Genomic DNA, 17110 nt, shown 5'->3' on the forward strand with positions numbered 1-17110 from the left:
GGTCAGTCGTCCGCGTCGAGGATCTTGGTGATGCGCACCCCGTAGTCGCCGCCGTCGACGACGACGACCTCGCCCTTGGCGATCGTGCGGCCGTTGAGCTGCACGTCCGCCGGCGCCCCGGCGGACCGGTCGAGCTCGACGACGGCGCCCGGCTCGAGGTTGAGCACGTCCCGCACCGGCATGCGCGTGCGGCCCACGATCACCGAGAGGCGCATCTCGACGTTGGAGATGCGCGCGAGCCGGGCGCCGGTCACGGCCTCGTCGGGCAGACCCTGCAGCGCGCGGCGCGTCCGCACGACGAACCAGCCCGCCGTCGGGCCGTCGTCGGTGGCGAGCTCGAACACGACGGACTCCGGGTCCTCGAAGAGCGCGGTCGCGTCGGCGACCCGCACCTCCCCGAGCACGCCGACGCCGGTGGTCGCCCCCGCGGCCTCCAGCGCGGGACGCAGGACGTCGGTGACGTCGAGCGCCGCCTCCTGGGAGGCGTCGGCGAGCGCGTCCTGGTCGATGAGGGCGAGCGCGAGGTCGGAGCCGGAGTCCCCCACGTACGACGCGACGACCGCCCGCGCGGCCTGCGGGCCGACGGGCGCCCCGCCGCGCAGGGCCGCACGCAGCGGGGTGCTGGTCGGGACGAGCGCGACGAGCGCGTGGGCGGCGGCGGACGCGGCCTCGACGACGGACTGCTCGACCGGGGTGGTGGTGCTCATGGGTCAGTTCTCCTCGGTGGTGACGATGCGGCAGGCGAGGCGGGAGCCGGACGAGCCGACGGCGCCGCGGGCCATGACGTGGCCGTCGACGATGACGTCGAGCGGGCGGGACTGGGTGTGCGGGACGCGCACGACGTCGCCGACCGCGAGGTCCAGCACCTCGGCCGGGGTCATGGTCGCGGCGGACAGCTCGACGGTGACGTCGACGAGGGAGCGGGCGACGTGCTGGCGCGTGCGCCGGGTCGCGTCGGCGGGGTCGTCCGCCGGGTTGGCCTCGCCGAGGTGCGGGAGGAGCGCGACCGACGGCACGGCGAGGGTGGCCCGGCACGCGCGCTCCCCGACGCGGAGGTCGAGCTCGGCGACGATCATGAGCTCGGCGGTGGGGGCGGCCTGGGCGAACTGCGAGTTGTGCTGGATCGACGAGATCCGCAGAGGGCTCTCGAGCAGGCGGCCCATCGAGTGGCGCAGGTCGCGCAGGGTCTCGGTGAGCAGCGACGTGACGAGCGTGCGCTCGACGTCGGTGAACTTGCGGTCGACCACCGGGATGGTCGGTCCGGCGCCGAGCATGTGGGCGATCCACGTGAGGGCGTCCGTGTGCGGGAACTGCAGGACGGCGCGCGGGCCGATCCCGTCGAGCTCGCACACGACGAACGTCGTCGTCACGGGCAGCTCGGCGACGTAGTCGTCGTAGGTGCGCATCGCGACCGCGGCGAGGCCGACCTGGCTGACGACCCGCACGCGGGCCGTGAGCTGCGTGCCCCACTGGCGCGCGAAGCTCTCGAACGCCATCTCGAGGATGCGGTGGTGCTCGCGGACGAGCGTGGTCGGTCGGCGGAAGTCGTAGACCTCGACCTTGCGGCTCGGGGCGGGCTGCGGGACCCGGTCGGTTGTCGTCGTGCTCACGACCGCTCCTATGCGGGCACGCACGACACGAGCCTGCGCGACGGCGCTCAGGCTCGACGGACCGCCTCACTCCCCCGGAGCGGCCGCCTCTCCCGCCGTCTCGCCGGCCCGCGCGAGAGCCCGCGCGTCCGCCTCCGCGGCCGGGACGTCCGCCGCGGTGAGCTGCCCCGCGAGCACCTGCGGGATGAGCGCGCGCACGGCCTCCGGCGCGGAGGAGAGCACCATGATGTCGACGCGCCGGTTCATCGCGAGCGCCTCGGGGCTCGTGCCCTCGGCGAGGGGCCGCGCCGAGCCGAAGCCCACCGCGGCGATCCGGTGCTCGGCCAGGCCGTCCTGCTCGACGAGGTGGCGCAGCACGGCCGTGGCGCGCGACGCCGAGAGCTCCCAGTTCGACGGGAAGACCGACGTCACGGTCGAGGTGTAGTCGGCGTTGCCCTCGATGCGGATCTCGTGCGCGGTCGGCGCGAGCGTCGGCCCCACGACGTCGAGCACCCCGCGCGCCTCCTGCGTGAGCTCCGCGCTCCCCGGCGAGAAGAACGTGTCCGCGGACACGAGCCGGACCGTGAGCCCGCGCTCGTCGATGTCGAACCGCACCGTGTCGGACCGCCCCTGCGCGGCGAGGTCCCGCGCCATCGTGTCGCGCAGCGCCGCGAGGTCCGACACCTCCTGGAGCGCGCGCTCGAGGTCGGTCTCGACGTCGACCGGCTCCTCCGCCGGGTTCTCGACGACCTCCTCGACGACCGCGGCGTCCTCCACGTTGCCGAAGCCCTCCGCGAGCGAGGACTTGAGCTCCTGGTACTTGCCCTGGTCGACCGAGCTGATGGCGAACAGGACGATGAACAGGCACATGAGGACGGTCACCATGTCCATGTACGACACCATCCAGCGGCCGGAGCCGCCCGTGTCGTGCCCGCCGCCACCACCGCCGCCGCCGCCGTGGCCGCCCCTGCGTCGCCGCGCCATCAGGCGGCCTTGTCCTCGGGCAACGACCACTCGGGGACCATCGTCTTGAGCCGCTCGTCGATGACGCGCGCGCGCGAGCCCGCCTGGATCGACATGTAGCCCTCGAGGAGGACGTGGAGCCGCTCGAGCTCGAGGTCCGACAGGCGCTTGAGCTTGGCACCGATGGGCAGCCAGATGAAGTTGGCGGAGAGGATGCCCCACAGGGTCGCGATGAACGCCGCGGCGATCATGTGCCCGAGCTTCTCGGGCTCGGACAGGTTCTCCAGCACGTGGGTCAGCGAGACGACGGTGCCGACGATGCCGATCGTGGGGGCGTAGCCGCCGATCGCGTTGAAGAAGTCGTACGCGACGGCGTCCTCGCGGGCCTTGGTCTCGATCCGCTCCTCGAGGAGGGTGCGCAGCTGCTCGGCGTCCGAGCCGTCGGCGAGCGACTGCAGCGCGCTGCGCTGGAACGGGTCGTCCGTCTTCTGGGACTCGGCCTCGAGGGCGAGCAGACCGCCCTCGTTCTGGACGATCTCCGCGGCCCGGACGACCTCCTCGATGGCCTCGGCGGGGCGGGGCGCCTTGCCCGTGAACGCGCGCGGCAGCGTCTTGAAGGCCCGGACCGAGTCCTTGAGCGTCCCCGACGCGACGGCGGCGAAGATGCTCGCCCCGAAGACGAGGATGATCGGTGCCGGGAGCAGGATCGACGTGATCTGCGACCCCTCGAGGTACACCATCGCGACGAGCGAGCCGAACGCGACGAGGATGCCGATGATGGTTGCGGGGTCCATGGCCTACTTCGTCCTCGGGTCGGGCAGGGGGGCGAGGGCGACCGGGCGGTCGCCGGGGGCGGGGGCGTCGTCGGGTGCGGACCGGACGACCTCGAGCGGGGCGCGCTCGACGGCGGTGGGCAGGGAGCGCGCGAGCGCGAGCACGCGCGCCTTGTGCTCCTCGACGAGGCGGATCACGACCTCCATGGGCTCGGTGACGATGTAGCGCGAGCCGTCGATGAGCGTCACGCGCGTGTCCGGGTTGGTCTCCACGCGGGCCACCAGGTCCGCGTTGATCGCGATGCGCTCGGAGCTGAAGCGCGTGAGGACGATCACGGTTCCCCCTTCGGCTGGGACGGGTCCGGGTCAGGTGCGGACGGGATCGGGACGGAGGTGCGGGACACGAGGCGGGACGGCGCGACGCGGTGCCGGTGGCGGTGCCGGTGCGGTGCCTCCCGGTCGGCCCGGGGGCACCGCACCGCCCGCGCCCGGGTCAGCGCTTGAGGTTGACGAGCTCGGTGAGCACCTCGTCGGACGTCGTGATCACGCGCGAGTTCGCCTGGAACCCGCGCTGGGACACGATGAGGTTGGTGAACTCCTGCGAGAGGTCGACGTTCGACATCTCGAGGGCGCCCGCCGTGATCGAGCCGAGGCCCGGGTCGCCGGCGGCACCGACGAGCAGCTCGCCCGAGTACTGCGTCGCGGAGAAGAGCGAGTCGCCCGCCTTCTCGAGCCCGCCGGCGTTGGTGAACGTCGCGAGCGCGACCTGACCGAGGACCTCGGTCCGGCCGTTCGAGTAGCGGCCGACGATCGAGCCGTCGCCGGAGATCGAGTACGACGTGAGCGACCCGGCCGCCCCGCCGTCCTTGCTCGCCACGGCGACGTTCGACAGCCCCGCGTACGAGGTGAGCGCGTCGAGTCCGACCGTCACCCCGCCGACGGCGAGGGACCCGCCACCGGTCAGGGCACCCCCCGTGAACGTGAGGGCCTGCGGGCCCGCGAGCGTGGCGCCGGTCGCGCCGTCGCGGGCGCTCACGGACCAGCCGCCGGCGGCGGCCGTGAAGACGAGCGAGAGCTTGCTCGCCCGGCCCGCCGCGTCGAAGACCTCGACGTCGCGCACGAGCTCCGTGCCGTCGGCGGCGTCGGAGGGCAGGTTGCCCCCGAACGTCACGCCCGTGGTCGCGCGGGGCGGGATGACGTCCCCGACGGGGATCGTGAGGTTCCCGAGCGGGCTGCTCGTGTTCACCACGCCGTCGGTGGCGGTCCAGCCCTGGACGAGGTCGCCGCTCGCGTTGACGAGGCGGCCGGCGCCGTCGAACGTGAACCCGCCGTTGCGCGTGTAGTACGCCTGGCCGCCCCGCTCGACGACGAAGAACCCGTCGCCGTCGATCATGAGGTCGGTCGGGACGCCCGTCGTCTGGGCGGCGCCCTGCGTGAACTGCGTCGTGATGGCCGCCGTCGTGACGCCGAGGCCGATCTGCGCGGGGTTCGCGCCGCCGACCTGCTGGTCCGGCGCGACGCCCGCCGCGACGAGCTGGGAGAGCGTGTCCTGGAACTGGGTGCGCGACGCCTTGAAGCCCGTCGTGTTGACGTTCGCGATGTTGTTGCCCGTGACGTCCAGCATGTTCTGGTGGGCGCGCAGGCCGGAGATTCCGGTGTTGAGGGAGCGGAGCACGAGAGTCCTTTCGGGTCAGGCGGCGGAGCTGCCGTGGTCGTCGGTGGCGCCGTCCGTGGCTGCCGGGGTCCCGGTGGCATCCGTGCTGACCGAGGAGGTGACGGCGGAGACGTGGTCGAGCTCGACCGTCACCCCGCCGATCGTCACGGTGGGTACCGCGTCGTGGTACGACACCGCGGTCGCGATGCCCGTGTGCTCGACGCCGTCGGCGTCGAGGTAGGAGACCTGGTTGCCCAGGAGGTCGGCGGCCGACTGGCGCATCTGGAGCGCGAACGACTCCTCGACGAGACCGCTCATCCGGGTGAGCGCCTCCATCATGGCGAGCGACGTCGTCTGCGAGACGATCTCGCCGGTGTCCATGGAGCTGGACGGGTCCTGGTTGCGCAGCTGGGTCACGAGCAGCTCGAGGAAGAGCTCGCTGTCGTACTCCTGCTTGGGCGCGCGCGTGTTCTTCGTGGCATACATCGATGCCGGCACCGGCGCGCTCACGGGTTCGACGGGCACGGGGTTCCTCTCCTCAGACGAGGACGTCGAGGCGCCGGGCGGCGCCGTACGTCCTGCCGATGACTGTCGGCTCGGGGTCGGGGTCGGTGGCCCCTCGGTGCGGGTGGGCCGGTCCGCGGTCGTGCGCGCCGGGGTCCTGCGGGTCGCGGCGCGAGCCGGAGCCGTCCGCGGTGGCACCGCGGCCGTCCCGACCGTCCACGGCCGCGCCCGGTGCTCCCGCGTCCGCGACGGTGACCGACGACGCCCCGCCCGCGATGCCCGCGAGGTCGCGCCGCAGGTCGGCCACGATCGCGCGCAGCGCCTCGCGGCCGGTGTCGTGCGGCGCGTAGAGCTCGATGCGCAGGTCACCGCCCGCGACGTGCGCGCGGACCGTCACGGGCCCGAGGTTCTCGGGCGTCACGGAGAGGGTGAGCACGTGGTCGCCGTCGCCCGCCTCGGCGAGCGCGACGACGGGCCCGACGACCTGGGCGTGCAGCGGCTGCGCCGGGTGCGAGGCCGTCGCCGGGGCGGTGGCCCCGGGCGCGCCGACGGCGACCGGTGCGGCCGGGGCCGGGACGGGAGCGGTGACGACGACCTCCGCCGCGGCCCGGGGTGCGGCGTCCGGCGCCGGGGCTGCGCCCTCCACGGCGGTCGAGGTCGGGGCCGCCACGCCGTCCGCCTCCCCCGGTGCGGGCGCGCCGACGAGGTCCGTCCCCTCGGGAGCGACGGGCGCACCCGGCGTGGTGGCCCCCGGCACGGGACCCGGCGCGGCGCTCGTGGCGAGCCCTGCCCCCGGCCCGGCGGTCGACAGGGGTCCGGCGGTCCCGACGGCCTCCCCGTCGCCACCGCTCGCCCATGTCGCGACGGGCACCGTCATCGGGCGCGGCGCGTCCGCCGACGCCGTCGCGACGGACGACCACGGCGCACCGGTCGGCGTCGCCACCGCGCCCGTACCGGCCGCCGGGACCGCGCCCGGCGCGCCCGGTCGGTCGGTCGTGACCGGGGCGGACGCGGTCCCGTCCGGGACGGCCACGGCGTCGGCCGTCGACGCGCCACGGGTCGGGGCGTGCGTGTCGCCGACCTCGACGACCGCGGCATCCGGGGCTGCGGCAGGCGCCGCGCCGTCCGCCGCAGCGACGCCGGTGAGCGCGACGTCGAGCCCGGTGGGCGGCGCGTCGGGACGTACCAGGCCCGGGAGAACCGGTGGCACGGGCTGCCCGGCGGGTGCGTCGTCCCCGGCGGCGGTGCCCTCCGCAGGGACGTCGTCGCCCGAGGTCCCGGTGGTCGGGCTCTCGGCGGCCGACGGCCCGGTGGTCGAGGTCCCGGCGGCGGGGGTGCCGTCGTCGGACGCCCGGTCCGCTGGGCTGCCCCCGGGAGCGTCCGCCCGGGCGGACTCCTGCCGGTCGCGGGCCGCTTCGCCGAGCGCCGCGTCGAAGGTACGGCCGAACGCGTCGGCCGACCCGCCCGACGCAGCCCGGGGACGCGTCGGCGCGGCCGGCGCGGGAGCCGCGACCAGGGCCGTCGTGGTCAGGGTCATCGTGGTCCTCCTCAGCCGATCACGCGGCGGATGGTGGTCACGGAGGCGTCGGTGACGTCCGTGACCTCGACGGTGCGGCCGGGCTTGGGCGCGTGGATCATCTGCCCGTCGCCCATGTAGATGCCGATGTGCTTGCCGCCGCGCTGCACCACGAGGTCCCCGGGGCGCGCCTCGGCGAGCGAGCCGACCTCGGTCCCCTGGCGCATCTGGTCGCGCGCGACGCGGGGCAGGTCGACGCCGTGCGCGGAGTACACGAGCTGGACGAGGCCCGAGCAGTCGAGCCCGCCCTCGCCGAGGCTCTCGCCGCCCCACACGTACGGCACGCCGAGGTACTGGCGGGCCGTCTCGACGACCGCCCGTCCCGCGTCGCCGCCCGGCGCGGTCGCGGGGTCGGCGGGGGCCGCAGGAACCGCGGGAGCCGCGGGCACGACGGCGGCCGCGAGCCCGGTGGAGGCGCTCGTCGCCGCTCCCGACCCGAAGAGCGCGCTGCGCGCGAGCACGTCGGCGCCCGCCGGGCCGGACAACGCGCCGAGCAGGCGTCCGACGACGTCCGACCCGCCCGTGCCCGTCGCGCCCGACGGCGTCACGAGCCCGGACAGCGCCGAGAGCGCGGACGCGAAGTCGGTCGCGCTCGTCGACGACGCCGCGGACCGGTCAGGCGCGGTCGCGGGTTCCCGCAGCGAGGCGATCTCGGTGCGGATCTCGCCCACGCGGGCGAGGGCCTGGGGCATGCTCACGGCGTCGTCGTCCCTCGCGTCGTGCGCAGCGCGGTCGAGGCGATCTCGTCGAGCGCAGCCTGGTCGGCGCGCCCCTCCGCCCGGGCCGTCTCGGCGTCGTGCCGCTCCTGGAGCTTCTCGAGGCCCAGCGACGCGGCTCGGGCGCGCGCGAGATCGGCGCGCGCCTCGTCCACGGCGTGCGCGCGCACGCGCTCCTCGGACTCGAGCACGGAGAACAGCGCGCTCGCCGCGGCGCGCGAGGCCGCGAGCCCGGACAGCGCCGCGCTGGTCGTCGGGCGCTCGGGCGACGCGTCGAGGTAGGCGGCGAGACCGCCCGCCTCCTCCACGGTGCGCGCGAGGTCCGCGTGCGCTCCCGCGAGCGCCGCCTTGGCGCCGTCCTCCTCGAGGCGACGCAGGCGCAGCACGCCCGCGAGCCGGAACTTCCCCGCCATCAGTCCTCCGCTCCGGCCAGCACCTGGGTGAGCCGCGTGAGGCGAGCCCACGACTCCTCGGCCGGCGTCCTGTCCGTCATGACCTGCTGCAGGAAGGCGTCGATCGCCCCCTGGTGCTCGAGGCTCGCGTCGACGAGGGGGTCGGTGCCCTTCTTGTACGCCCCGATGTCGAGGATGTCCTGCGCCTTACGGCGCGCCGCGAGGACGCGGCGCAGCGTCAGGGCGACGGACCTCTGCTCGGGCGTCGTCACGCGCGACGCGACGCGCGAGACCGACGCGAGCGCGTCGACCGCCGGGTAGTGGCCCGACACGGCGATGGACCGGTCGAGCACCACGTGCCCGTCGAGGATCGAGCGCGCCTGGTCGGCGATCGGCTCGTTGTGGTCGTCGCCGTCGACCAGGACGGTGTAGATCCCGGTGACGGAGCCCGTCGCCGCGGTGCCCGCCCGCTCGAGCAGGTTCCCCATGAGGGAGAACGTCGACGGCGGGTAGCCGCGCGTCGCGGGGGGCTCCCCCACGGACAGCCCGATCTCGCGCTGGGCCATGGACACGCGCGTGAGGGAGTCCATCATGAGCACGACGTGCGACCCGGCCTCCCGGAACGACTCGGCGATCCGCGTCGCCGTGAACGCCGCGCGCTTGCGCATCATCGCGGGCTCGTCGGAGGTCGCGACGACGACGACCGACCGGGCCAGCCCCTCGGGGCCCAGGTCGTCCTCGAGGAACTCGCGCACCTCGCGCCCGCGCTCGCCGACGAGCGCGATGACCGACACCTCGGCGTCGGTCCCGCGAGCGACCATCGACAGCAGCGAGGACTTGCCGACGCCCGAGCCGGCGAACAGCCCGATGCGCTGCCCTCGGCCGAGCGTCGTGAGCGTGTCGAGGACCCGCACCCCGGTCTGGAGCGGCGTGTCGATGCGGGCCCGCTCCATCGCGGCGGGCGCGTCCGCGTCCACGGGCACGCGGGGCCCGCGCGCGAGCGGGCCCCGCCCGTCCACGGGCCGGCCCAGCGCGTCGACCACGCGGCCGAACAGCCCGCGCCCGGTCGGCACGAGGACACCGGTGCCGCGCGTGCGCACCGGGTCGCCCGCGCGGACCCCGGACAGCCGGCCGAGCGGCATGCAGCGGGCCCTCCCCTCGGCGGTGGCGACGACCTCCGCGTCGAGCCGGTGCGGCCCGTCGCCGACGTGGACGAGGTCACCGATGCCGCAGCTCAGTCCCGCGACCTCGAGGCTCAGGCCGACGGCCGACGTCACGACGCCGACCCGCTCGGGGCGGGCCACGCCGAGGAGGGCGTCGAGCGCCGGAGGGCGGTGGAGCGACGGCGACGCGTCGACCCCCGCCCGGGTGCCCGGCGCGGCCGAGCCGACGGGGGCGCTCACGACGGCCCTCCGGACGCGCCGTGGCCCGCCTCGGGCCCGACGTCCAGCAGCGCGAGCTCGGCTCGGGCGCGGTCGACGGCGGCCCGGACGCGCGCGTCGAGGAAGCCGTGCTCGAGGTCCGCGACGGCGTCGCCGCGGTCGAGCGACGCGTCCGCCACGAGGCGGACGTCGCCGGCCCCGGCCTCGGTCAGCAGGCTCACGTCGTCGGGGTGCAGCCGGACGGCGACGACCGCGCCGTCGACGACCGCCGTCGCGCGCGCGAGGGCCGCGCGGGCGGCCCCCGGCCGGTCGGTGAGCTCGTACCCGAGGACCGACTCCGCGAGGTCGAGCGCGCCCCGGACCGTGGCGTCCTGCGCCGCGGCGACGACGGGGACCGTCCGCTCGCCGAGGGCCCGGGCCGCCTCGCGCAGGACGGCGACCGCGCGCGCGGTGCGCTCGTCGCGCTCGGCGGTGCGGCGCGCGTGGTCCGCCTCGAGCGCGGCGCGCAGTCGCTCCGCCTCCTCCCGGGCCGCGCGGGCCCCGGCCGCGTAGCCGGCGGCGTACCCGCGGGCCGACGCCGCCGCCTCGACCTCCGCGACCCGGTCGCTGCGCAGGACCGGCACGGCCTGCGGCACGAAGTACGCGTCAGTAGACAAGCTCGTCCCCGTCCGTGCGGTGGATGGTGATCTTCTCGTCGGCCTCGAGGTTGCGGACGACGCGGACGATCTCCGCGCGCGCCTCCTCGACCTGGCTGATGCGCACCCCGCCCAGGCCCGCGACCTCCTCCTCCAGCAGCGCCCGGTTGCGCTCGGAGATGTTCTTCGTGATCGTCTCGACGACCTTGGCGGTCGTGCCCTTCATGGCGAGCGCGAGCACCGACATCTCGACGCCCCGCAGGATGATCTGCACGTCGCGTGCCTCGAACGAGGCGATGTCCTCGAACGTCAGCATGCGCGAGCGCACCTCCTCGGCGAGCTGCGGGTCCCGGGCCTCGAGCCCTTCGAGGACCGCCTTCTCGGTGGCGCCGTCGGAGCGGTTGATGATGTCGACGAGCGGCTGGACGCCGCCGAGGATCTCGACCGGCTGGCGCGGGGTGATGCTCGCGCCCATGCGGGTGCGGAACTGCTCCGACACGAGCTTCACGGCGTCGGGGGACGCGGTGCCCATGGTCGCGAGCGCCTGCGCGACGTCGGTGCGGTAGTCGTCGGCCAGCTTGGCGAGCACCGCGGACGCGACGCCCGAGCTGAGGTGCGCGAGGACGAGCGCGACGGTCTGCGGGTGCTCGCCGTCGAGCAGGGACACGATCTGCCCCGGCTCGGTCCCGTCGAGGTACTCGAAGGCCTTGCCCTGCATGCTCGCGACGAGGCGCTCGACGACGTCGGCCGCCCGGTCGGCGCCCATCGACGCCTCGAGCAGCCCGACGGCGAAGTCCTTGCCCCCGCGCGGGCGCGGGGTGCCGGACAGCGCCATGTCGTAGAACTCGTCGAGGGCCGCGACGGCCAGGTCCTCGTCCACCACCTGGGTGCGCATGATCTCCGCGGCGACCTCGGAGGCCTCGTCCTCGGAGAGCAGCGACAGGACCGTCGCCGCCCGCTCCTGGCTCAGCTGCATGAGCACCAGGGCGACCTTCTGCACCCCGCTCATCGCGGCGACCTTCCGCGCGGACTCGGTCGCGAGCGCCGCGGCGGCGGGGTCGAGGGCGGCCGCCAGGCCGGCGGCGCCGGTGCCCGCGGGCGCCGTCTCGGGCGGTGCCGTCGTGACGCTCATCGCTGCGCCCCCGCCCGGTCCTCGGCGAGCAGCACCCGCAGGTACTCGGCGGTCTTGTCGGGGTCGGTCGCCGCGAGCGCGTCGATCTCGGCCCGACGCTGGTCGAGGCTCGTGAACCGCGGGGTCGGCGGCTGGATCTCCGGGCGCTCCGGCACGGGCTCGAGCTCGCCCTGACCGCCGCCGGACGGGAGCGCCGGGCGGTCGTCGTCGCGGTCGAGCTCGTGCAGGGTCGTCATCCGGAGGTCGTCCAGGTCGACCGTCTCGCGCCGCTCGCGGCGACGACGGGCGCGCCGCACGGCCACGAGCACGATCACCAGGGCGATGAGCACCCCCGCGACGACCGCCGCGGTGCGCAGCATCTGGGCCCGGCTCTCGGCGGCGGCCGCCTCCTCCGCTGCGGCGAGCGCGGCCTGGGCCGACTCGGCGGCGCCCGTGTCGAACGGCAGCACCGCGACCTCGACGGTGTCACCGCGCTCGGCGTCGATGCCGGCGGCGGCGGAGACCATCGCGGTGATCGCGGCCGTGTCCATGCCCCGGGCCACCTCGGCGTCGAGCGCGACCGACACGGCCTGCCGGGTCAGCGCGCCGGCGGGCGTCGTCGTGGTCTCGGTGACCTTGTCGATCGCGTTGTTGCGCGTGGCGTCCTCGGACGTGTAGCTGCTGTCCGCTCCGGCGCCGCCCGGGACGGCGATGTTGTCCGGCCCCAGCACCCCGGCGACGCCACCGCCCGCGCCGGTGTACTCCTCGGTCGTGGTGGACTCGTTGAGGACGGGCCCGCCCTCCGGCGTGCGGAACGTCTCCTCGAGACGCTCGGAGCTCGCGACGTCCATCTGCGCGGTCACCGCGACGGTCGAGTTCCCGGCACCCACGACGCGGTCGAGCATCGCCTGCACCTGCCCGGACACCTTCTCCTCGTACTGCCCGGCCTGCTCGCCCGACGACCGTGCGCCGACGCCGACCTCGGACAGCACCTCTCCCTGCGCGTCGACGACCGCGACGTCGGTCGGGGCCATGCCGTCGATCGACGCCGAGACGAGGTGGACCATCGCCTCGACCTGCTCGGTCGTGAGCTTCTGGCCCCGGGCGGGAGCGACGAAGACCGACGCGGTCGGGGTGCCCTGCTCCGCCGCGAAGACCGTCTCCTCGGGGATCGCGAGCTGGACGGTCGCGGTCTCGACGCCGTCCATCGCGGAGAGGGTCCGCGCGAGCTCGCCCTCGAGCGCGCGCTTGTACGTCACGTCCTGCTGGAACTCGCTCGACGTGACCCCCATCTCGTCGAGCAGCGAGTAGCCGCCCGTCGACTCGTCGGCGGGCAGGCCGGCCGTGGCGGCCGCGAGGCGCTGCTCGTAGACCTTCTCCTCGGGCACGAGCACCGTGCCGCCGCCGTCGGTCAGCTCGTAGGGCACGCCCTGCGAGCGGAGCTGGTCGACGATCGCGGCGGCGTCCGCGCTCGACATGCCGGAGAACAGGGGCGTGTAGGAGGGGCGTGACGCCCACGACACGAGCGCGACGATCGCGACCACGAGGATCGCGAGGGCGAGCAGCGCGAGCGTGCGCTGGGCGATGGTGAAGTCGCGGACGGCGCCGAACGCGCGGCCGAACGTCGACCTGATCTTCTCGGGCATCGTCAGGCCTGCATCCTCATGATCTCGTTGAACGCGTCGACCGCCTTGTTGCGCACGGCGGCGACGAGCTCGAGGGTCGTCTGGGCACGGGTGGAGGCGATCGTCGCCTCGTGGACGTTCTCGAGCTCACCCGTCACGGCGGCGATCGTCAGCTCGTTCGCGGCACCCTGGAGCTGCTGCGTGCCGTCGACCGCGCCGCCGAGCACCTCGGCGAAGGCGCTCGCGCCCGCGGCGCCGGTCGACCCGGCCCCGGCGGGGGCGAGGGTGGAGAGGCTCTCGACACCGGAGAGGTACCCGGTGCCGGTCGTGGCCTCGACGGAGGGGATGGGCATGAGGATCACTTCCCGATCTGCAGTGCTGCTTCGTAGGCCGTCTTCGCGCGGTCGATCACGGCGGCGTTCGCCTGGTAGCCGCGCTGGGCGAGGATGAGGCTCCCCATCTGCTCGGACATGTCGATGTCCGGGTAGCGCACGTAGCCGTCCTCGTCCGCGAGCGGGTGGTCCGGCTCGTACGTGAGCCGCCCCTCCGCGCTCCCCCACGCCGCGCCCGCGACGTACGCGCCCGGGTTCTTCTCGCCGCCCTCGGTGGCGAGGACGTAGCGGGCCCGGAACGCCGCGTCGTCGGTCGACGTGACGGTGTTGACGTTGGCGAGGTTGTCGGAGACCGCGTCGAGCCACTTGCGGTGCAGCGAGAGACCCGTGCCGGCGATGCCGAGAGCGTCGAAGGTCATGTCAGGCCGTCCGCATCGCCGCGCGCAGGGCGGCGGCCTCGCCGCCGACGGCCTGGGTCGCGAACTGGTAGCGCAGGACGGTGTCGACGTTCGAGACGGTCTCGGTGTCGAGGTTGACGTTCGAGCCGTCGAGCCGGGTCGGCTCGACGGACCGGTCGACGGTGAAGGCGGTGCGCCGCGCGTCGCCGTCGGCGACGGAGGCCGCCAGCGCCTCCTCGAACTGCACCCGCTTCGCGGTGTAGCCCGGGGTGTTGATGTTGGCGACGTTCTCGGCGATGGCGCCCTGGCGGGCGGACAGCCCGTTCAGCGCGCTCTGGAGCGCTACGGAGGTGACGGAGTCGAACATGGTCGCGAGGTCCCCACGTCGTCGGTGTCGGCCGTCCGATGGCCTGCGGGGGGAGCGGTCCGTGCTCACCCTGAGCTGCCGACGACCGTGGGGCCGCCGCGCGTCGTGCCCGCGCCGCGAGGACGCGTGCTGCGCAAGTGGTCGTGTGCTCACCCGACCCCTATGCAGGGTCGCGTCGCGTGAGCCGCACGTGCCCGGGAGCGCCGCCGGGCCGGGGTGTCGCGAGGGTCAGGCGCTCACGTCGAGGTACGCCGCAGCGGTCGAGTCGTGCGCGCGCGGCACGCACGTCAGGGCACGGGAGTGCCGCCGGTTCGCCACGAGGGCGGCGTGCAGGCGGTCCACCACGTCGGCCTGCCGGACCAGGACCTCGAGCGCGCGGTCCACGAGCTCGGCCGGGAGCCGCCCCAGCCCGGTCGGAGGCGTCCACGCGGCCAGGTGGGCGACGGCCGTCTCACCGGCGTGCTCGCCGGCGACCGACGCCATCGCGTCGAGCTCGTCGAGGGCACGGGTCCAGGCCGTGAGCGCGCCCACGCGGTCAGGCGACACCGGTCGCTCCGCCGCCGTGCGCCGCGGCGCTCCCGTGCCCGGCGGGCAGCACCTCGGCGGCCTGACGCCACGTCTCCTGGAGCGGCACGACGATCTCGAGGACCTCGTGCGTGCGCCCGATGTCGCGGTGGACGTTCGCGGCGACCAGCGCCTCGTGCACGTAGACGTAGAGAGCCATGAGGTCGTCGGCGCCGTCCCAGACCGTCGTGTCGAGCGAGCCCATGAGCTCGGCCACGATCGCCTGAGCGTGCAGGAGCTGCTCGGACGCGGCGGTCCACCGCTCCTCGCCCTGCGCGGCCTCGGCCCGGCGCAGGTCGAGGACGAGCCGGTCGTAGAGCAGGGTCAGCAGGCGCGCGGGGGACGCGGTGAGGATGGCGTCGCGCCCGTAGGCGCTCCGGGCGAGGTGGGTCACGGCGGTTCCTTCGCGGGAGGTGCGGCTCAGCGCTTCGAGGACGAGGAGGGCATGAGGGTCGCGAGCTGGCCCGTCAGCCACTGCTGCTGCGAGTCGAGCTTGGCGAGCTGGACCTCCATGACGGTGTACTGCGCGGTGAGGCGCTTGAAGCGCTGCTCGAGCCGCTGGTCCCACCGGGCGATCTGGTCGTCCAGGCGGGTGACCTGGGTCTCGCGGTTCTTCACGGACGTCGTCAGGAGGCCGTCGTACTTGTCGGACAGCATGTCGGCGGTCTTCTGGACCCGCGTCGCGACCTGCGTGAACGTGCTCATCGTCCGGTCGGGGTCGGCGGCGAGGGCCTCCGAGAGCTTCTCGGCGTCGAAGGTGACCTCGCCGTAGCGCGTGATCTCGATGCCGATCGACGACAGCGACGCCCCGTCCACCGGGTCCGTGACGGCGCCGAGCAGCGACTGGCGGGCGTTGCGCACGATGGACTCGCCGGCGAGCGTCGCGCCGGAGGTCGAGCCGTCGGACCCGATGGTCACCTTGGTCTGCGTCCCGATGCGCGCGAGGATCGCGCTCACGGCGTCGACGAGGCTCCGGACCTTGTTCGCGCGCGCCTCGGGGTCCTCGCCGACGGTGACGGTCACGGGGTCGGCGGACGCCTTCGAGACGGTGACGTCGACGCCGGGCAGGAGGTCGGTGAACGTGGTCGACGCCGAGGTGACGGTCTGCTCGGCGGCCGTGCCGGCCCAGAGGCGCACCACGGAGTCGGCGGCCGCCGTGACGGTGGCCGCGCCGGGAGCCGCGAGCAGGTTCGTCGCGGTGCCGGCGTCCACCTCGGCGGCGGTCCCGGCGTGGAACGAGAAGGCGCCCGACGCACCGGTCGCCGTGCCCGTGAGCTGGAGGCGGTAGAGCTTCTCCCCCGTCGCGGCGTCGGTGCCCGCGGCGACCTTGACCGCGGTGACGCCCGCGTCGGCACGGTTGATCGCCGTGACGACGTCGTCGAGCGACGTGGAGGCCGCGGTCAGCTCGGTGCGCTCACCCGCCGCGTCGGTGAGGGTGAAGCGCGTGGTGGGAGCCGTCGCGAGGGTCGCGGTGACCGACTTCTGCGCCGTGGCGACGGCGTCGACGACGACGTCGACGCTCCCCGGGGCGGCGCCCGCGCGGGCGGCGACCGACACCGCGTCGGACGACCCCTTCGCGGTGAAGAGCGCGAGCGCGTCGCCGGCGGTGAGCTCCTTGGCGAGCTTCGCGAGCGCGGCGACGCGCGTGTTGAGGTCCTGGAGCGCGCTGATCTCGGAGCGCTCGGTCTTGGCCTTGGCCTGGAGCTGCTGCTGCGGGATCGACTCGACGGCGATGAGCTGCTTGACGAGGTCTGCGGTGTTGAGACCGCTCGACAGCCCGGTGAAGGAGATGCCCACGCGGATCACCTCCGGGTGCGGGACGTGAGGCTTGCTGGGGACGAGGGAGGAAGAGGACCCGGCGGACGGCGCGGAGGGCGGTCCAGGCCGCCCGCCGGGTGGTCGTCAGGGTCAGCCGAGGAGCTGGAGCACCCCGGAGCTGGCCTGGTTCGCCTGGGCGAGCATCGCGGTGCCGGCCTGGGACAGGATGTTGGTGCGCGAGTAGTTCATCATCTCCTTGGCCATGTCGACGTCGCGGATGCGCGACTCCGCGGAGGTGAGGTTCTCCGTGGCGACGTTGATGTTGGAGATCGCGTACTCCAGGCGGTTCTGCGTCGCACCCAGGCCCGAACGCGCCGTCGACACGGCCTTGAGCGCGGTGTCGATCGTCTCGATCGCGGCCTGCGCGTTCGCCGCCGTGTTCACCGTGAGGGAGCTGCCGCCCGCGGTGTTGTACACGCCGGCCTCGATGACCGTCTGGAGGTCGTTGGTGGTGAGGTCGATCGTGATGGTGTTGCCGTCGCCGGTGCCCTCGGCGCCGACCTGGACCGTGAGGTCCGTCGCGGTCGACTTGAGCAGGTCGATCCCGTTGAAGTTCGTCGAGTCGACGATCCGGTCGAGCTCGTCCGCGAGCTCGTCGAGCTCCGACTTGATGGCGGTGCGCGCGTCGGCGTTGTTCGTGTCGTTCACGGCCTGCACCGACAGGTCACGCATGCGCTGCAGGATCGACTGCGCCTCGCCGAGCGCACCTTC

At 74.6% G+C, this 17110-nt stretch carries 21 protein-coding genes; all 21 read right to left on the reverse strand.

Features of this window, described 5'->3' with window-relative positions:
- Window positions 1-2 precede the first annotated feature (2 nt).
- Window positions 3-707, reverse strand: a complete 705-nt coding sequence (fliN, locus tag ABIE39_RS16745) for a flagellar motor switch protein FliN (RefSeq protein ID WP_175007697.1) — start codon at window positions 705-707, stop codon at window positions 3-5.
- A 3-nt stretch (window positions 708-710) separates the two neighbouring features.
- Window positions 711-1610 (reverse strand): FliM/FliN family flagellar motor switch protein, encoded by a 900-nt coding sequence (locus ABIE39_RS16750; RefSeq protein ID WP_175007696.1) that lies wholly within the window; start codon window positions 1608-1610, stop codon window positions 711-713.
- Window positions 1611-1676: 66 nt separating this feature from the next.
- A complete protein-coding gene (locus ABIE39_RS16755; RefSeq protein WP_209829917.1) occupies window positions 1677-2573 on the reverse strand; it encodes an OmpA/MotB family protein in 897 nt (298 codons plus the stop codon).
- Window positions 2573-3346, reverse strand: coding sequence for a motility protein A (locus tag ABIE39_RS16760; RefSeq protein ID WP_074808651.1), 774 nt, complete (start codon window positions 3344-3346; stop codon window positions 2573-2575). The genes ABIE39_RS16755 and ABIE39_RS16760 overlap by 1 nt, the downstream gene beginning before the upstream one ends.
- 3 nt (window positions 3347-3349) lie before the next feature.
- Window positions 3350-3661: a flagellar FlbD family protein gene (locus ABIE39_RS16765; RefSeq protein ID WP_074808648.1), complete on the reverse strand. Its 312-nt coding sequence runs from the start codon at window positions 3659-3661 to the stop codon at window positions 3350-3352.
- 157 nt (window positions 3662-3818) lie between these two features.
- On the reverse strand, window positions 3819-5000 hold the full coding sequence (locus tag ABIE39_RS16770; RefSeq protein ID WP_108049143.1) for a flagellar hook protein FlgE: 1182 nt from the start codon (window positions 4998-5000) through the stop codon (window positions 3819-3821).
- 15 nt (window positions 5001-5015) lie between these two features.
- A complete protein-coding gene (locus tag ABIE39_RS16775; RefSeq protein ID WP_074808642.1) occupies window positions 5016-5504 on the reverse strand; it encodes a flagellar hook capping FlgD N-terminal domain-containing protein in 489 nt (162 codons plus the stop codon).
- A gap of 13 nt (window positions 5505-5517) precedes the next feature.
- Window positions 5518-7020: a flagellar hook-length control protein FliK gene (locus ABIE39_RS16780; RefSeq protein WP_354052688.1), complete on the reverse strand. Its 1503-nt coding sequence runs from the start codon at window positions 7018-7020 to the stop codon at window positions 5518-5520.
- Window positions 7021-7031: 11 nt separating this feature from the next.
- Window positions 7032-7751 (reverse strand): NlpC/P60 family protein, encoded by a 720-nt coding sequence (locus ABIE39_RS16785; RefSeq protein WP_175007799.1) that lies wholly within the window; start codon window positions 7749-7751, stop codon window positions 7032-7034.
- Between the two features lie 2 nt (window positions 7752-7753).
- Window positions 7754-8188: a flagellar FliJ family protein gene (locus ABIE39_RS16790; protein WP_175007693.1), complete on the reverse strand. Its 435-nt coding sequence runs from the start codon at window positions 8186-8188 to the stop codon at window positions 7754-7756.
- Complete coding sequence (locus tag ABIE39_RS16795; RefSeq protein ID WP_354052697.1) at window positions 8188-9471, reverse strand: FliI/YscN family ATPase; 1284 nt, start codon at window positions 9469-9471, stop codon at window positions 8188-8190. The genes ABIE39_RS16790 and ABIE39_RS16795 overlap by 1 nt, the downstream gene beginning before the upstream one ends.
- Before the next feature lie 95 nt (window positions 9472-9566).
- A complete protein-coding gene (locus ABIE39_RS16800; protein ID WP_354052690.1) occupies window positions 9567-10205 on the reverse strand; it encodes a FliH/SctL family protein in 639 nt (212 codons plus the stop codon).
- The gene (fliG, locus tag ABIE39_RS16805; RefSeq protein ID WP_255436967.1) at window positions 10195-11316 is read right to left on the reverse strand and encodes a flagellar motor switch protein FliG; all 1122 of its coding nucleotides are present in this window, start codon (window positions 11314-11316) and stop codon (window positions 10195-10197) included. The genes ABIE39_RS16800 and fliG overlap by 11 nt, the downstream gene beginning before the upstream one ends.
- Entirely contained in the window at window positions 11313-12941 is a 1629-nt protein-coding gene (fliF, locus tag ABIE39_RS16810; protein ID WP_074808626.1) for a flagellar basal-body MS-ring/collar protein FliF, read from the reverse strand. The genes fliG and fliF overlap by 4 nt, the downstream gene beginning before the upstream one ends.
- A 2-nt stretch (window positions 12942-12943) precedes the next feature.
- Window positions 12944-13273, reverse strand: a complete 330-nt coding sequence (gene fliE / locus ABIE39_RS16815) for a flagellar hook-basal body complex protein FliE (protein ID WP_175007689.1) — start codon at window positions 13271-13273, stop codon at window positions 12944-12946.
- Window positions 13274-13278: 5 nt separating this feature from the next.
- Window positions 13279-13671: a flagellar basal body rod C-terminal domain-containing protein gene (locus ABIE39_RS16820; RefSeq protein WP_175007688.1), complete on the reverse strand. Its 393-nt coding sequence runs from the start codon at window positions 13669-13671 to the stop codon at window positions 13279-13281.
- Between the two features lies 1 nt (window position 13672).
- Window positions 13673-14017 carry a flagellar basal body rod protein FlgB gene (locus ABIE39_RS16825; RefSeq protein ID WP_074808619.1) on the reverse strand — a complete coding sequence of 115 codons (345 nt, stop codon included), beginning with the start codon at window positions 14015-14017 and terminating at the stop codon, window positions 13673-13675.
- A gap of 228 nt (window positions 14018-14245) precedes the next feature.
- Complete coding sequence (locus tag ABIE39_RS16830) at window positions 14246-14548, reverse strand: hypothetical protein (protein ID WP_108049154.1); 303 nt, start codon at window positions 14546-14548, stop codon at window positions 14246-14248.
- 4 nt (window positions 14549-14552) lie between these two features.
- Window positions 14553-14975 (reverse strand): flagellar export chaperone FliS, encoded by a 423-nt coding sequence (gene fliS / locus ABIE39_RS16835; RefSeq protein WP_074808613.1) that lies wholly within the window; start codon window positions 14973-14975, stop codon window positions 14553-14555.
- Between the two features lie 26 nt (window positions 14976-15001).
- Window positions 15002-16378 (reverse strand): flagellar filament capping protein FliD, encoded by a 1377-nt coding sequence (fliD, locus tag ABIE39_RS16840; RefSeq protein ID WP_186810327.1) that lies wholly within the window; start codon window positions 16376-16378, stop codon window positions 15002-15004.
- Between the two features lie 111 nt (window positions 16379-16489).
- A partial coding sequence (locus ABIE39_RS16845) for a flagellin (protein ID WP_354052693.1) occupies window positions 16490-17110 on the reverse strand: 621 nt, incomplete at its 5' end.

Source organism: Cellulosimicrobium sp. 4261 (assembly GCF_040546915.1).
Taxonomy (GTDB): domain Bacteria; phylum Actinomycetota; class Actinomycetes; order Actinomycetales; family Cellulomonadaceae; genus Cellulosimicrobium; species Cellulosimicrobium cinnabarinum.

Excerpts from the sequence above, each read along its gene's own strand:
- fliN (WP_175007697.1), bottom strand. The coding sequence starts at position 707 with ATGAGCACCACCACCCCGGTCGAGCAGTCCGTCGTCGAGGCCGCGTCC.
- ABIE39_RS16755 (WP_209829917.1), bottom strand. The coding sequence starts at position 2,573 with ATGGCGCGGCGACGCAGGGGCGGCCACGGCGGCGGCGGCGGTGGTGGC.
- ABIE39_RS16760 (WP_074808651.1), bottom strand. The coding sequence starts at position 3,346 with ATGGACCCCGCAACCATCATCGGCATCCTCGTCGCGTTCGGCTCGCTC.
- ABIE39_RS16780 (WP_354052688.1), bottom strand. The coding sequence starts at position 7,020 with ATGACCCTGACCACGACGGCCCTGGTCGCGGCTCCCGCGCCGGCCGCG.
- ABIE39_RS16785 (WP_175007799.1), bottom strand. The coding sequence starts at position 7,751 with ATGCCCCAGGCCCTCGCCCGCGTGGGCGAGATCCGCACCGAGATCGCC.
- ABIE39_RS16790 (WP_175007693.1), bottom strand. The coding sequence starts at position 8,188 with ATGGCGGGGAAGTTCCGGCTCGCGGGCGTGCTGCGCCTGCGTCGCCTC.
- fliG (WP_255436967.1), bottom strand. The coding sequence starts at position 11,316 with ATGAGCGTCACGACGGCACCGCCCGAGACGGCGCCCGCGGGCACCGGC.
- fliF (WP_074808626.1), bottom strand. The coding sequence starts at position 12,941 with ATGCCCGAGAAGATCAGGTCGACGTTCGGCCGCGCGTTCGGCGCCGTC.
- fliE (WP_175007689.1), bottom strand. The coding sequence starts at position 13,273 with ATGCCCATCCCCTCCGTCGAGGCCACGACCGGCACCGGGTACCTCTCC.
- ABIE39_RS16820 (WP_175007688.1), bottom strand. The coding sequence starts at position 13,671 with ATGACCTTCGACGCTCTCGGCATCGCCGGCACGGGTCTCTCGCTGCAC.
- ABIE39_RS16825 (WP_074808619.1), bottom strand. The coding sequence starts at position 14,017 with ATGTTCGACTCCGTCACCTCCGTAGCGCTCCAGAGCGCGCTGAACGGG.